The organism is Chryseobacterium sp. DZ-32, from assembly GCF_059587025.1.
Map to the genome: position 1 here is coordinate 89,825 of NZ_JCAIOM010000017.1, position 14,001 is coordinate 103,825.

Below are 14,001 nucleotides of genomic sequence, written 5' to 3' on the forward strand. Positions count from 1 at the left end.
ATTTTTTATTCTGTACTTCAGCATCATTGACTATTCCCTTACGCAGCAAAAATTGACCATTGACATTACACAAATTCGATTCTTTATATCAGACTGAAATCCTGCTGTTATTCAAAAACTGAATCCTGTATTCCTTCGGGGTGATTCCTGCAATTTTTTTGAAAAGCTGGGTAAAATGGGATGCGGTATGGAAATTCAGTTCATAGGCAATTTCTGCAATATCTTTACTGGAGTGAAGTAATGCTTTGCTGTAATTGATATCAATCTCATTGATCCATTGTTTTGGGGATTTCTGAGTAACTCCTTTGACACATTTATTCAGATAACTTTCTGTAACAGACAATTTATCAGCATAAAAAGCCACTCTCTTTTCTCCGACATGGTATTTGAACAAAAGATCACGGAACTGCAGGGACAGCTCCATGGGCCGTGTTGCAGATTTGTGATGGGTATCAGAATCTGTACTCAGCATTTTGATCAGAATCAAATGAAGCATTGTCACAACGACATCATTCACATTGAGATTATTCAACCATAATTCCTGTTCCATTATCGGAAGAAGCTGTGTGATGGTTCCGTAGGTTAAGCTGTCCAGATTCAGGAAAGGTGTCATGAAAAAGATACTGCTTTTATGTTTTGGCAGTTCCTGTTCAGATAGAATATTATTTTCATAAGCAAGGAAGAAACCTTCAATATCGTCTGACAGCTCTACGGTTGCGGTAATTGTCCCTTGCTTAATAAAGATCACACCTCCTTTTTCAGCATGATATTCTTTATTTTCAAGATATTGTCTGATATGGCCATTGGTAACGAAAATAATAAAATTGAATGTGGTACGATACGGAATCACCGGCATCAGAATACCTTTAAGATAATTTTCTATCCGATACAGCTGTATATCAGCATTATTAGCCAATATCTTATCCGTAATATTCGGCAGAAAAAGCTTTTTATATTGAAAATTGGATAGTACTTCCATATCCTTGTTATGATTATTTAAAGTTATACAAAATATTTTAAAGCAAAGGAGGTAAGTAAAAGAGTGAAAAAGCTAAAGTCTAAATAGTAAAGACCCCGAAACACGTATCCCGAAACCCATAATTTACTCTCTTCAACCCTTCTACTCTCAAACTCTCTCACCCTCTCACTCTACTACTCTCCCACTCTCATGTTTAGAACTTATAATACACTCCTACTCTCACTCCAAAAGGACTTCCTGGTGTATAAGTAAGATCTGTAATGGGTTCTGCTTCTCCTTTTAACTGCGTTTCTGTGGCAAACTGAGCTTCATTCCATTTTACATTGAAAAGGTTGTTCATCTGAATATTCGCTCCCCATTTCTGACGGTTATAGGAAAGCATCAAATCATTCACAAAATAGGCTTTTGTTCTGATGCTGTTATCCTCAACAGCGGGTCTTGCTCCCAGATATCTGTACTGAAGTCCCAGAGAAAAACCATTCAGGAAATCCCAGTTGACAGATCCGGTACTGGTAACTACCGGAGCCAGCGGAACGTAGTCCTGGCCTTTTTCTTCTTCGGTAAATCTGGCGTGGGAATAATTGATATCTGCATTCAGGTAAAAATTTTCCAATGGCTGGAAACGAACACCAAGATCAGCCCCGAAACGTCTTGATTTTCCGGAAGGTTCTACTACTGCATCATCTCCTACATACACAAATTCCTGCTGAAGATCCATATACCATAATGCCGGAGTAATGATCAAGGATTTGAACGGGTGTAATCTTACCCCAAAATCCGCTCCGATGGAGTACGGAAGAGTATTTTCGTTCTTATTGGGAACTACTACTCTCAGGTCATTGGAGTGGAAACCCATTCCTGTTTTCAGGAACCACATGACATTGTCATTCTGAGCATAGGAAAAATTCAGTTTGGGACTCAGTCTTGTTGCTTCTTTCGACTGTCCGGAAGGTAATTGCTCCACATCCAGGAGATTGTGCATATTAAAGATAAAATGATCCACTCTCAAAGCCGGATTGATGGTCCATTTTCCTGTCTTCCATATCAATCCTGAATAGGCATGAAGATTGGTTTCCGTTCCTGTCACATCGGATAGTCTGTCCAGCAGAAGGTCTCTGTGATAAACGTGATTAAGCTGTAAGGTATTGATATCATCATTTCTTAGTCCGATTCCTGAAGTCCAGTTTAAAGAGCTGTTGGCAAAAGAAAAAGTCTTTGTATACTTTACTTCAGCACCGTAAATATTTCTTCCATCCGTCTGCTGAATTTCGTCTCCATGCTCTTTATCCTTTAAATTAAAGGTAAAATCGGAATACAGGTTGAAATTGTATTTTGAATAAAAAGCCATCGCATCAATCTGCTCGGAAGGAGAAATAATGTGCTTAAAGTTCATCTGGAGGTTTGTTCTGGAAGTTTTCCCACCTTCAGTAGGATCTATACTTCCCCATCGGCCAATGATTCCTTCGTCTACAGCACGTTCCGGAATCTGTCCGGAAGCATTCCATGAAGAATTGAATGTTGAGAACTGGATATTGAAGTAATCTTTGTCAGTCAGCCATTGATTGTATTTACCGAAGATATTAACCCTGTTAAAATTCTGTTTTACATCAAAAGGTCCGTCGGTATAGTTGTATTCCGCTGCCACATACGCATTCTTTCTACCAAGATCATCATGCAGAATATTGAACATTCCCAATACTCTTTTGGAGTTGAAAGAACCTCCTTCCAGTTTAATCATACTGTTTTTCAAGCCATTGTAGGTCTGAAAATCAACATAACCAGCGGTATTAAAGTCCCCACGGTCCATGTAATAGGCTCCTTTTCCAAAATCGATATTGTTTACTGTTTCAGGAATCACAAAATGTAAATCAGAATATCCCTGACCGTGGGCGTGAGAAACAATGTTCACAGGCATTCCGTCTACATTGACGCTTACATCGGTACCATGATCCGCATCAAATCCTCTTAAAAAAAGCTGTTCTGCTTTTCCTCCTCCGGCATGCTGTGCAATAAATAATCCTGGAACTTTCCTCAACAGATCCTGCGCTGAATTTACCGGAAATTTATTCAGATCAACCTTGGTAATAGCAGACAGAAATGAACTGTGATTGATGGCTACTTCAGAAATCTGAAAGGGCTTATGCTGTAAAAAAATAACTTTATTTTTATCATCATCATTGGTCACGACCCATTTTACCTCATCATATCCCTGACGGCTGACCACAAGGGTATCGGGAAGAGATTTTACAGGAATGGAAAATGTTCCGTCTGTTCCTGTGTGGGTATGGCTGTTTCCGTGGTCATATTTTACCAAAGCATCGGCAATGGGAAATTTGTCATCTGCATCTTTTATCAGCAACTGTTTTTCTGCTTCCTGCGCCATCATTTTTCCACTGAATGCCATAGCCAGAAATACGGCTGCTATTTTTGTTACTTTCATTTTTTAGTTTAATTATATTTTGATTTTAGAAACCAGAGGTTAGAAGTTAGAGGAATATCAATGGTGAATTTTGCTTCGCAAGTGAATTGTCAATCATTATGAAAAAACCTTAAACATTGAACTTTCTCACTCTTAAACTCTAAGACTCTCCAACTTTTTATTTTTTTGTTTTAAGAAATATTTTTTGAATCAAAAGTGTAATCCATGTTCCGGCTACAAATGGGAAAGTAAATACTCCACCCACCATATCCAGACAGTGATTGTCTATTAAAAGATCATCAATGGCAATGGTAATGAGAACGGCGATCAATACCCATAAACCATCCGTTTTTTTGACTCCGGAAAAAACAATTGCGGAAAGCACAGCATTAAATCCAAATAATCCCATGTGGATTTCTTTGATGGGTTCGCCATTCAACTGTGATAATCCTGCACCCAAAATAGACGCTGCCAATCCATATAAAGCAGCTATCGGAGAGCTAATAAAAACCGCCAGAAAGAAAATAATCCCGGAAAGCACTCCTCCCTGAAATATCACTTCCCCAAAGCCATTGGTACAGGTAAGAAAGTCATCATATTCTGAAGGAACCACTTCACTGCTTAGCATTTCAGAAGGCGGAATATTGGTAAAATGATGGAGTACAAATACCAATATCCATGTAATAATGATAAAAGGAAAAGTAAACACCGGTATTTTCTTTTGGATAAAGAAATGCTGAATAACAGCCGCCAATGCACCGCCCAAAACTATTAAAATCCAGATCAGCAAGGTTGTCTCAAATAGAAATGCCAATGCTACCCCTACAAGAGCTGCACTGAAACCATAAAGTCCCGCATTGATTTCAGATTTGTCATAATTAAGCTTCATTGCGATAAAAGTTCCGGCTGCTGTTGAAAGCAATACCGCCACTCCGCACTGCCAGCTTCCCATAAAAATCCCTATCAGAAACAGGAGTCCTGTCCATCTGTTTTCCTGGAGCATAATCTGCCCGATTCCTTTTAAAATATGGTCTAAAAAAGGCAGTTTTTTGAAAAATTCGTCCATAGTTTTTTTAATTTATTAATAATGGGGTTGTTGCTTGTTTTTCGTTGCTAGATTCGGGTTGCGAGTTGCGAGTTGTGGGTTGTGGGTTGCGGGGATTAGATTAAGATAAAAGATATGAGATTGACAGTTCTTCTTTTTCAGCTTTAATTTTTTCTTCAACCTTAAAACTCTCAAACTCTCCCGCTCGAATCCCGAAACTCAAAACCCCGAAACCCGTTTACCATCCAAGAAAGACCATTCCAACTCCGCACACAGTTACTACTGCTCCACTTACTACTCCCATATATCTTTCAAGTTTTTCGGTATTGAATAATGTTGAGTAACCATAACGCCCCAAAAGAACCATCCCAAGCATGGTTAATACTGTAGTTGCTGTGAAAGAAGTTACCAGTACGGCAATTTCAGACATGGAATGTTTTACTCCTGAATAAAATAATAGGGGGATCAAAGGTTCACTTGGCCCCATCACGAAAATCATGAACAGGATAAGCGGTGTTACCTTTATTCTTTTTTGAGGCATTACGATTTCGCTGTGGTTATGTTCGTATACGTACACATCATCACCCATTACATCAAAATGCTTATGCGGTTTGTTTCTGATCGCCTGGATGAGGCCGTACACAAGGTAAACACCGCCAAAGATCAGCAGTGCCCATCCTGAGAAATTCCCTCTCATATCCTGAAACCAGGAGATTTTATTCAGCTGCCATCCGAGGAAAACTCCGATAAAACCTAAAATCAGAGAACTGAATACGTGTCCGAAACCGCAGACAACCGTTAATATGGCTGTTTTCATGCCGCTCCACTTCTTAGATTTTGAGATCACTATGAAAGGCAGGTAATGATCCGGCCCTGAAGCGGTGTGTATAAAACTTATTGAAACGGCGCTTACAAGAAGTGCCCAAACTGTACTATCCATTTTTTATTAATTCTGTTATTTCAGATTCTTTATTAAGTTTTGACTGAAGCCAATGGAAGATTTCTTTTTGTTAAGCGGTCTAAAGCCCGCTTCTATTGAATATGCTTCTTTCAAATTTTGTAGACGAATCATCATGAGGTTGAACCTTGACAAGGACCTCTTTTTACTCCAACGACCAGAGAATCTCCTGAATATGCAGGAAAAAGTTGTACATCAACTCTCCTCCATGTCCCAAAGCTCTTACTACAAAACCATTTTCATCCATTGCAGAAACCCCTACTTCCATTTGCTCATGGTGCTGTGCGGCGGCTTCAACAATCTCTTCAATCAATCCATTTTTGTCTACATTTTCCTTTGTACTATAGAAGATCAGAGTTCCCTGGTGCGTATACTGTTCCAGATTTCCGATGCTGCTGATCGGGATCATGTCAGGTTGAATCAGAACGTTATCTTTCACCACAAGCTTGTTGTTATGATAGATTTCCATGATATTCTGAAAACGTTTCAGTTTAAAAACTTCTCCATAATGTTTTCTCCCACAGGTAATAATCTCGCTGATGATGATCTGACTGTTTTTACCAACATGAATATTGGCTTTACTTTTAAAGTTGGAATCCTCGTGAGGAACAATCGGATGAGGAACATAAGCGAAAGAAGTTTCATCCTCCATAGAAACATTGAGTTCCTGAAGCGCTTTGTTCTGCATGTTGAAAAGCCTTTGGTAGGATTGTGACTGCAACTGAAGCGCAGCTCCTTTTTCAAGCGCAACATCCAAATGATAGTGATCTCCATCCAGAATTCCCGGAGAGGAGCTCATCACCATCTGATAGAGCTTTTTGTCACTTTTTCGTTGCCCAACAGAAACTACTCTGAAAGGAAGCGAGACATAAAGGTCTTTCACATAGGATTCTCCTCCCTTAAATCCTGCAATAATTTTTAAATGACTATCCATTTATCTTACCAAATTCGGTTCTTCAATTTCTTCTAAAAGGGCATATTTTTTAATCCAACCTATTACTTTATCCAGTCCTTCATCTGTTTTGAGGTTGGTGAACACGAAAGGATTTCCTTTTCTCATTCTTCGGGCATCATTTTCCATCACTTCAAGGCTGGCACCTACGTAAGGGGCAAGATCAATTTTATTGATGATCAGTAAATCTGATCTTGTAATACCAGGACCTCCTTTTCTAGGGATTTTTTCTCCTTCTGCGACGTCGATGATAAAGATGGTAACATCTGCAAGGTCCGGGCTGAATGTCGCTGAAAGGTTATCACCTCCACTTTCAATCAAAACCAGTTCGATTTCCGGAAAACGTGCTGCCAGTTCGTCTACCGCTTCAAGGTTCATACTTGCATCTTCACGAATGGCGGTATGAGGGCAGCCTCCTGTTTCTACTCCGATAATTCTGTCATGAGGAAGAAGACTATTTTTCGCCATAAATTCAGCATCTTCTTTGGTATAAATATCATTCGTGATGACTCCAAGATCATAAGTCCCGAATAATTTTCTGCTTAAACGTTCCAACAATGCAGTTTTTCCTGAACCTACAGGTCCTGCTACTCCTACTTTTATATATTTTCTGTTTTCCATTTTATTTAAATTTTATTTTTTAACGCTATATGCGCTAAGTTTTTTTGATTGTGAATATTTTTCGATCGCAAGTGCGTTTCACTCAATGGGCAATTCGTCAATTTGCTCTTTTACCTTTCACCTTCTACGACATATAAAGTCTTGAATAAAGCCTCTCATGCTGCATACATCTGATATCAAAGGCCGTATTACAAAGTCCCACCATGTCTCTGTCCAGATCTATAGTTTCTAAAGCTGTTTTTTCCATGACGGGATAGAGTGAAAATAAAATATCCTGTCCATCCAGCTGTCCAAGAGGAACAAGCTTTACAGCGTTGGTAATCATCCCGGCAACCGAAGTGTAATAAAATCCTAAAAGGGCTTCGTACAAAGGAATTTTCATTAAATAAGCATACACTCCGAACACAATACAGTAGTGGGAATTAGCTTCTTTATGCTGAATGGCTTTCTCAAAAGCTTCCATTAAAGGAGAATTTTCTCTTCTTTTGAATATTTTAATCAGTCTGAGACCCAGTTTCTGGCTGGCCTGGCGGATTTCCTTTGGACATTTTATCGCCTTACATTCATTATCCAGTTCTAAAAGCTGCTGCAAATCTCCCTTTTCTGCTGCTTCATAAGCAAGTTTTACAAAAGCGCCGTCATTGAATTTAAGGTTGTACTGAAGCATGTTCTGTACAAATTCTTTCGCGGTTGCCAGATCATGTACAATGCTTTCCTGCACATACGTTTCAAGTCCGTTGGAATGGGTATATCCTCCGATGGGAAGTGTAGGATCTGCAAGGTGAAGCAATCCTGACAGGAAATTTATATTATTCATCTTTCGGAGCCGCCATTTTTAAGATTTTTGTAAAGATTGTGGAGCCGAGACTTCCATGTCCGTGAGGCTCTACATTAGATTTAAGAAGGTTCAGCAGTTTCACCGATTGTTTTTCCGGTTTGAAGCCGCTTGCTTCCAGCCATCTGAACATCGGCATTTCAAAAGGAAGCAACACTTTGTCATTCTGAATAAAAAGCGGAATATGTTTATTTCCGATCTCATAACATACAGTTCCCATTTCCAGCAGTGAGGTGGGTGACATCACAATGGCTTCCGTTTCCAGAACATTGATTGCAATTATTTTTTCGGCATCCTCAAAAAGAATATCACCTTCACGTAATCGTTGTCCTTCTCTGAGAAACTTGATGGCAACATCAGTTCCCTGTCTGGTTTTTTTACGCTGGATTCTTTTGGTGGTTTCAAACCATTCCAGATCAAGATAGTCTATGGCTTTCTCCGTAGGATTTTCAGCAAGATTGCCTATGATTTGATTAATTATCATTTTTGTTTTTTTTTCTGAAGTCTAAGTTTTTGGAGATTCCCACCCCGAATGTTGAACCGCTGATTCCGGCTACATAGCTTTTCGTCCAGCCCTCTTCTTTTGTTTTAGTCTGAAGCATTGAAAGTTCTGCGAATTTGAATTTCAGTGCCCTGCCTCCTCCTAATACGATTCCGATCAAAGGATAGGCACGAAGACGGAATCCGTTAAAATTCTGCATGGCATCCGCTGCTGTTGAAAGCTGCTGTCCCCAAACATAGTGGGCATCCACTTGACCAATCAACATAAAATATTTTCCAAGCATTACTGAAGGACTATACCAGATTCCTGCTTCATTTTGCTTGTAAACTACATTGTGATCCACTGTATTCTGCGAGTAAGCATAATTAACTCCGATAAGGTCATTATTATTGATGAAGTACCCTACTCCAAGCGGTGCACTGGAAACGGTACTGCTGCTGCTTGATGGTGTTGTAAGTTTTGAATAGTCTAATGAACCGTACACCATAAACTGCCCTTTGGGTCCGTCTTCATCACTTTTAAGCCTGTGTCCGCCCAAAAACTGGGCATTCAGATTTCCTGAAAGTATACATACACCAGCTATCGCAAGAGAAAAAACTGTTTTATTTAAATATTTCATTTTACACTTAGTTCTATAATTGTTTTAAAATAGGGTCTGATAAATCTTTTTTTGTTGTTAAATAAACCTAACAGGTTTTTGAAACCTGTTAGGTTTTATTCGTAAAATTTATCTTAGAACAAGTAATACAACTGTGTTAAAGGAAGTGTTTCTGCCGGTTCACAACTGATGTATTCTCCGTCTACCGTTACTTTATAGTTTTCAGGATTCACTTCAATTAAAGGTGTCTTATCATTATGGATAAGGTCTTTTTTACCAATATTTCTACAGTTTTTCACCGGAAGAATCATTTTTTCCAGTTTGTAAGAAGCAATGGTTCCGTTGTCAATTGAGATCTGAGAAACAAAGTTCGCGCAAGTACCAAACTTAGCTTTTCCATGGGCTCCAAACATATTTCTGTAAATAATAGGCTGAGGCGTCGGAATAGAAGCATTGGGATCTCCCATTTTAGCAGCAATAACAAATCCTCCTTTTACAATCATTTCCGGTTTTACTCCAAATAAGGCCGGTTTCCAGATCACCAAATCCGCTAATTTCCCTTCCTCAATGGATCCTACATATTCTGAAATACCGTGTGCTATAGCCGGGTTGATGGTATACTTCGCTACATATCTTTTTGCACGGTAATTGTCATTTCCACTGTCTTTATCTTCAGTAAGATCACCTCTCTGCTCTTTCATTTTACTTGCCGTCTGCCATGTTCTGGTAATCACTTCTCCTGGTCTTCCCATCGCCTGAGAGTCTGAACTCATGATACTGAAAACGCCCATATCATGAAGAATATCTTCTGCTGCAATGGTTTCGGGGCGGATACGTGAATCTGCAAATGCTACATCTTCAGGAATGTTTTTACTCAAATGATGGCAAACCATCAGCATATCCAGGTGCTCATCAATTGTATTTACGGTGTAAGGGCGCGTAGGATTTGTTGAAGCCGGCAATACATTCGGATACATAGCAGCTTTAATAATATCCGGCGCGTGGCCTCCGCCTGCTCCTTCTGTGTGGAAAGTATGGATTACCCTTCCGTTGATGGCTCTCATGGTATCTTCCAGAAACCCTCCTTCATTCAGAGTATCTGTGTGGATGGCCACCTGAACGTCATATTTATCGGCTACTTTCAATGCTGCATCAATGGTTGCAGGAGTTGCTCCCCAATCTTCATGGATTTTCACTCCCAAAGCACCTGCTTCTACCTGTTCTTCGATAGGTTCTTCTGCCGAGCAGTTTCCTTTTCCGAAGAAACCAAGATTCATAGGATATTCTTCTGCTGCTTCCAGCATTTTCTGCATATTGAATCTTCCGGGAGTAACTGTTGTAGCATTGGTTCCGTCATTGGGGCCTGTACCACCACCAATCATTGTGGTGATTCCGCTGTAAAGAGATGTTTCAATCTGTTGAGGGCAGATGTAGTGAATGTGAGTATCAATTCCTCCGGCAGTTACAATATATCCTTTCCCTCCGTGAACTTCCGTTGAGGCGCCGATGATCATATTAGGTGTTACACCGTCCATCGTATCAGGATTTCCGGCTTTTCCGATTCCTACGATCTTTCCGTCTTTGATTCCGATATCTCCTTTTACAATTCCCCAATGGTCAATAATTACCGCTCCTGTGATACAAAGATCCAGAACGCCTTCGTCTCTTTTGGCCGTGACATTCTGTCCCATCCCGTCACGAACGGTTTTTCCTCCGCCGAAAACGGCTTCGTCACCAAAATGAGTGAAATCTTTTTCGATTTCAATAATAATTTCAGTGTCTCCCAGCCTGATTTTATCTCCCGCTGTAGGACCTAATATATTGGCGTATTGTTTTCTGTCTACGTGTAAGCTCATCTTAATGATTTTTAAAGTTTAACTCTTCAACTTTTGCAAGGCTTACTTTTTTCTGTTCTTCAGAATCTACCTGCCCATCGACAAGATTATTGAAGCCCATTGCTTTTTTGGTTCCTCCTATTTCTACCAATTCCACTTCTTTTTCTTCTCCCGGCTCAAAACGTACTGCAGTACTTGCTACAATATTCAGTCTCTTTCCGAAAGCTTTTTCGCGGTCAAAGCTCATCGCTTTATTAACTTCAAAAAAATGGAAGTGTGAACCTACCTGAATAGGCCTGTCTCCGGTATTGGTTACTTTTATTTTTACAGTTTCTCTGCCTTCATTGCAGATAATTGTTCCTTCTTTTACAAAAATTTCTCCTGGTATCATAATCAGTAGTATTAGCGGATTGGATTGTGTACGGTTACCAGTTTTGTCCCATCTGGGAAGGTTGCTTCAATCTGAACATCGTGGATCATTTCCGCAACGCCCGGCATTACATCCTCTTTAGTTAAGAGATTAGCGCCTTCCTGCATCAGTTCGGCTACTTTTTTCCCGTCTCTTGCGCCTTCAAGCAGAAAGTGGCTGATCAGAGCGATGGATTCCGGGTAGTTTAATTTAAGGCCTCTTGCTTTTCTTTTCAGAGCGAGTTCGCCTGCCAGAAACAGCATAAGCTTCTCCGTTTCTCTCGGTGTTAAGTGCATAATATTTTTTATTTAAAATTGGACAAACAATATCGTATTCACCTCTCCGTAAAGGCAAACAGACATGTTCAAAAATGTAAATCGGGAATGATTTTTACTAGTCTGTACTCATGGGAATACAAACCATAGCGGATCATTAAAAATTAAAAAGAATTAGCAGCCCGCTATCTGCAGGGAATGATACAGAATGTACCTTGGCGCTGTAATGTAAATACGGTTTTGAACGGCCGCAACCCGTGTGTTGTAAGTATAATCTGCAAAGAAATAGTGTAACCAATTCTGTGCAAGTATTGAATAATCAAATTTTACTTTCTCCCAGTCGTTGGAATCCTGCACATCCTGCACATCTGAAAAACTATAGAGTTCAGGCTGGGTCTGCTGATCAGATTTCTGCTGTAAAAGATGAATTTTTGAAAGGATATCAGAATATGCCTGAGTTTTTCCTTTATGTGCAAAAAGACCTGCACACAACGCTGAGAAAAATATCACAAAAGAGAAAAATAAGACTCTTTTTTTCATACCTGATAATAATGATGTAAAATTAGAACAATCTGATCCCTCCGGCTATCAAAAAAATTATTTAAAATGTTCAAAATCGCAACAAATGTGAATTTATATAATTTTAACATTGTAACATAAACCATTTATTTACAGCCATTAACAGCAATTCTTAAACTATGACAAATGTTTTATTGTCTTAATTCCTATAATTCTAATAAAATGATGTGTTTTTTTCTAAAACCTAAAGAATCCTCATAATAGACCATAATTTAATAAAAATTAATCTCAAAAAAAACGTATATGACATTACCGGATCTTTTTTCTGGTTTATCTGACAAAAAAAGGCTGCATTTTTTCTTTCCTTATAATTATTGTAAATTTGTATACACATCTTATTAATTTAATAAAATAATAAAACGTAATATGTCAAAAGCAATTTCGCAAGTACCATTAGCGGTAAACGAGCCTGTAAACTCATACGAACCGGGATCTCCGGAAGTTAAAAGCCTTATCGACACTTATAAAAAAATGTGGGCTGAAAAGGTAGAAATCCCAATGATTATCAATGGAAAAGAAGTAAAAACTGAAACAAAAGTACAGCTTCAGTCTCCACAGGATCATGCTCATGATTTCGGATTCTACTATCAGGGTGGTATGCAGCATGTGGATGACGCTATCAACGCGGCATTGGCAGCTAAAAAAGAATGGAATGAACTAGGCTGGGAACAGCGTGCAGCAATTTTCTTAAAGGCAGCCGATCTTTTGGCAGGACCTTACAGAGATGTGATTAATGCAGCAACAATGATCGGGCAGTCTAAAAACGTACACCAGGCTGAAATTGATTCTGCTTGTGAGTTCATCGACTTCCTAAGATTCAACGTAGAGTTCATGACAGAAATGTATGCTGAGCAGCCGGTTTCTGATAACGGAATCTGGAACCGCGTTGAATACAGACCATTAGAAGGGTTCTGTTTTGCAGTAACTCCATTCAACTTTACAGCGATTTCCGGAAACCTTCCGACTTGTATGGCCATGTTAGGAAACGTAGTGGTTTGGAAACCGTCTGACAAACAGGTATATTCTGCAAAAGTAATCATGGATGTATTAACAGAAGCGGGTCTTCCTGCAGGGGTTATCAACATGATCTTTACAGATGGAAAAGAAACTGCTGAAAAAGTATTGGCCCACCCGGATTTTGCAGGTCTTCACTTCACTGGTTCTACAAAAGTATTCCAGGGAATGTGGAAAATGATCGGTGATAATATCCACAACTACAGAACATATCCAAGAATCGTTGGAGAAACTGGTGGTAAAGACTTCGTTATTGCTCACCCGTCTGCTAACGTGGAAGCTGTAGCTACTGCATTGGTAAGAGGTGCTTTCGAATACCAGGGACAAAAATGTTCTGCTGCTTCAAGAGCTTATATTCCTAAGTCTCTTTGGGCTGATGTGAAAAAAGTAATGGAAGCTCAGATGAGCACTATCAAAATCGGTTCGCCGGAAGATACTTCTAACTTCGTCAACGCTGTAATCGACAAGAATTCTTTCGAAAAATGTAAAGGATATATCGACAGAGCAAACGCTTCAGGTGAAGCTACTGTTGCAATCGGTGGGAAATATGATGATTCTAAAGGATGGTTCGTACACCCAACAGTAATTGAAACTACAAATCCTCACTATGAAAGTATGGTAGAAGAGATCTTCGGCCCAATCTTATCGATCTACGTATATGAAGATCAGGACTGGAAAGAAACGTTGAAGCTTGTAGATTCAACATCTCCTTATTCATTGACTGGTTCTGTGTTCTCACAAGACCGTTACGCAATTGCTGAAGCTTACAAAGCTTTAGAAAATGCATCAGGTAACTTCTACATCAATGATAAACCAACGGGAGCTGTAGTAGGACAGCAGCCTTTCGGTGGTGGTAGAGCTTCAGGAACAAATGATAAAGCAGGTTCTAAAATGAATCTTCTAAGATGGGTTTCTGTAAGAAGCGTAAAAGAAACTTTTGTTTCTCCTAAAAACTACAAATATCCATACCTGGGATAATT

Annotated in this window: 14 protein-coding genes; 1 reads left to right on the forward strand and 13 read right to left on the reverse strand. The window is 39.4% G+C overall.

The features are described 5' to 3' along the window. Positions 1 to 88: 88 nt before the first annotated feature. The 13 genes from AC59HC_RS17925 to AC59HC_RS17985 all read right to left on the reverse strand — a co-directional run bounded on the left by AC59HC_RS17925 (position 89) and on the right by AC59HC_RS17985 (position 11,968). Complete coding sequence (locus tag AC59HC_RS17925) at positions 89 to 979, reverse strand: AraC family transcriptional regulator (protein WP_411413974.1); 891 nt, start codon at positions 977 to 979, stop codon at positions 89 to 91. 193 nt (positions 980 to 1,172) lie between these two features. Next, positions 1,173 to 3,419 (reverse strand): TonB-dependent receptor, encoded by a 2,247-nt coding sequence (locus tag AC59HC_RS17930; protein WP_411413973.1) that lies wholly within the window; start codon positions 3,417 to 3,419, stop codon positions 1,173 to 1,175. Positions 3,420 to 3,576: 157 nt separating this feature from the next. After that, positions 3,577 to 4,464, reverse strand: coding sequence for an urea transporter (locus AC59HC_RS17935; RefSeq protein WP_496559100.1), 888 nt, complete (start codon positions 4,462 to 4,464; stop codon positions 3,577 to 3,579). A gap of 217 nt (positions 4,465 to 4,681) precedes the next feature. Next, positions 4,682 to 5,383, reverse strand: coding sequence for a hypothetical protein (locus AC59HC_RS17940; RefSeq protein WP_496559101.1), 702 nt, complete (start codon positions 5,381 to 5,383; stop codon positions 4,682 to 4,684). A 163-nt stretch (positions 5,384 to 5,546) separates the two neighbouring features. After that, a complete protein-coding gene (locus AC59HC_RS17945; RefSeq protein ID WP_062674606.1) occupies positions 5,547 to 6,335 on the reverse strand; it encodes an urease accessory protein UreD in 789 nt (262 codons plus the stop codon). Next, positions 6,336 to 6,974: an urease accessory protein UreG gene (gene ureG, locus AC59HC_RS17950; protein WP_047094673.1), complete on the reverse strand. Its 639-nt coding sequence runs from the start codon at positions 6,972 to 6,974 to the stop codon at positions 6,336 to 6,338. A 124-nt stretch (positions 6,975 to 7,098) separates the two neighbouring features. Continuing rightward, positions 7,099 to 7,791, reverse strand: a complete 693-nt coding sequence (locus tag AC59HC_RS17955) for an urease accessory protein UreF (RefSeq protein ID WP_202839031.1) — start codon at positions 7,789 to 7,791, stop codon at positions 7,099 to 7,101. After that, the gene (gene ureE / locus AC59HC_RS17960) at positions 7,784 to 8,293 is read right to left on the reverse strand and encodes an urease accessory protein UreE (RefSeq protein ID WP_429813391.1); all 510 of its coding nucleotides are present in this window, start codon (positions 8,291 to 8,293) and stop codon (positions 7,784 to 7,786) included. The genes AC59HC_RS17955 and ureE overlap by 8 nt, the downstream gene beginning before the upstream one ends. Next, positions 8,283 to 8,930, reverse strand: coding sequence for a hypothetical protein (locus AC59HC_RS17965; RefSeq protein ID WP_496559102.1), 648 nt, complete (start codon positions 8,928 to 8,930; stop codon positions 8,283 to 8,285). Before AC59HC_RS17965 ends, ureE begins: the two co-directional genes overlap by 11 nt. A gap of 113 nt (positions 8,931 to 9,043) precedes the next feature. Next, positions 9,044 to 10,765, reverse strand: a complete 1,722-nt coding sequence (gene ureC / locus AC59HC_RS17970; protein ID WP_343644088.1) for an urease subunit alpha — start codon at positions 10,763 to 10,765, stop codon at positions 9,044 to 9,046. A 1-nt stretch (position 10,766) separates the two neighbouring features. Continuing rightward, a complete protein-coding gene (gene ureB, locus AC59HC_RS17975) occupies positions 10,767 to 11,135 on the reverse strand; it encodes an urease subunit beta (protein ID WP_034697259.1) in 369 nt (122 codons plus the stop codon). An 11-nt stretch (positions 11,136 to 11,146) separates the two neighbouring features. Continuing rightward, positions 11,147 to 11,449, reverse strand: coding sequence for an urease subunit gamma (gene ureA / locus AC59HC_RS17980; RefSeq protein ID WP_002977652.1), 303 nt, complete (start codon positions 11,447 to 11,449; stop codon positions 11,147 to 11,149). A gap of 153 nt (positions 11,450 to 11,602) precedes the next feature. Then, on the reverse strand, positions 11,603 to 11,968 hold the full coding sequence (locus tag AC59HC_RS17985) for a hypothetical protein (protein WP_496559103.1): 366 nt from the start codon (positions 11,966 to 11,968) through the stop codon (positions 11,603 to 11,605). A gap of 405 nt (positions 11,969 to 12,373) precedes the next feature. On the opposite strand from AC59HC_RS17985, the gene pruA reads away from it, so the two are divergent. After that, a complete protein-coding gene (gene pruA / locus AC59HC_RS17990; RefSeq protein WP_110011428.1) occupies positions 12,374 to 13,999 on the forward strand; it encodes an L-glutamate gamma-semialdehyde dehydrogenase in 1,626 nt (541 codons plus the stop codon). Positions 14,000 to 14,001: the final 2 nt, after the last annotated feature.

Excerpts from the sequence above, each read along its gene's own strand:
- AC59HC_RS17925 (WP_411413974.1), bottom strand. The coding sequence starts at position 979 with ATGGAAGTACTATCCAATTTTCAATATAAAAAGCTTTTTCTGCCGAAT.
- AC59HC_RS17930 (WP_411413973.1), bottom strand. The coding sequence starts at position 3,419 with ATGAAAGTAACAAAAATAGCAGCCGTATTTCTGGCTATGGCATTCAGT.
- AC59HC_RS17935 (WP_496559100.1), bottom strand. The coding sequence starts at position 4,464 with ATGGACGAATTTTTCAAAAAACTGCCTTTTTTAGACCATATTTTAAAA.
- AC59HC_RS17940 (WP_496559101.1), bottom strand. The coding sequence starts at position 5,383 with ATGGATAGTACAGTTTGGGCACTTCTTGTAAGCGCCGTTTCAATAAGT.
- AC59HC_RS17945 (WP_062674606.1), bottom strand. The coding sequence starts at position 6,335 with ATGGATAGTCATTTAAAAATTATTGCAGGATTTAAGGGAGGAGAATCC.
- ureG (WP_047094673.1), bottom strand. The coding sequence starts at position 6,974 with ATGGAAAACAGAAAATATATAAAAGTAGGAGTAGCAGGACCTGTAGGT.
- AC59HC_RS17955 (WP_202839031.1), bottom strand. The coding sequence starts at position 7,791 with ATGAATAATATAAATTTCCTGTCAGGATTGCTTCACCTTGCAGATCCT.
- ureE (WP_429813391.1), bottom strand. The coding sequence starts at position 8,293 with ATGATAATTAATCAAATCATAGGCAATCTTGCTGAAAATCCTACGGAG.
- AC59HC_RS17965 (WP_496559102.1), bottom strand. The coding sequence starts at position 8,930 with ATGAAATATTTAAATAAAACAGTTTTTTCTCTTGCGATAGCTGGTGTA.
- ureC (WP_343644088.1), bottom strand. The coding sequence starts at position 10,765 with ATGAGCTTACACGTAGACAGAAAACAATACGCCAATATATTAGGTCCT.
- ureB (WP_034697259.1), bottom strand. The coding sequence starts at position 11,135 with ATGATACCAGGAGAAATTTTTGTAAAAGAAGGAACAATTATCTGCAAT.
- ureA (WP_002977652.1), bottom strand. The coding sequence starts at position 11,449 with ATGCACTTAACACCGAGAGAAACGGAGAAGCTTATGCTGTTTCTGGCA.
- AC59HC_RS17985 (WP_496559103.1), bottom strand. The coding sequence starts at position 11,968 with ATGAAAAAAAGAGTCTTATTTTTCTCTTTTGTGATATTTTTCTCAGCG.
- pruA (WP_110011428.1), top strand. The coding sequence starts at position 12,374 with ATGTCAAAAGCAATTTCGCAAGTACCATTAGCGGTAAACGAGCCTGTA.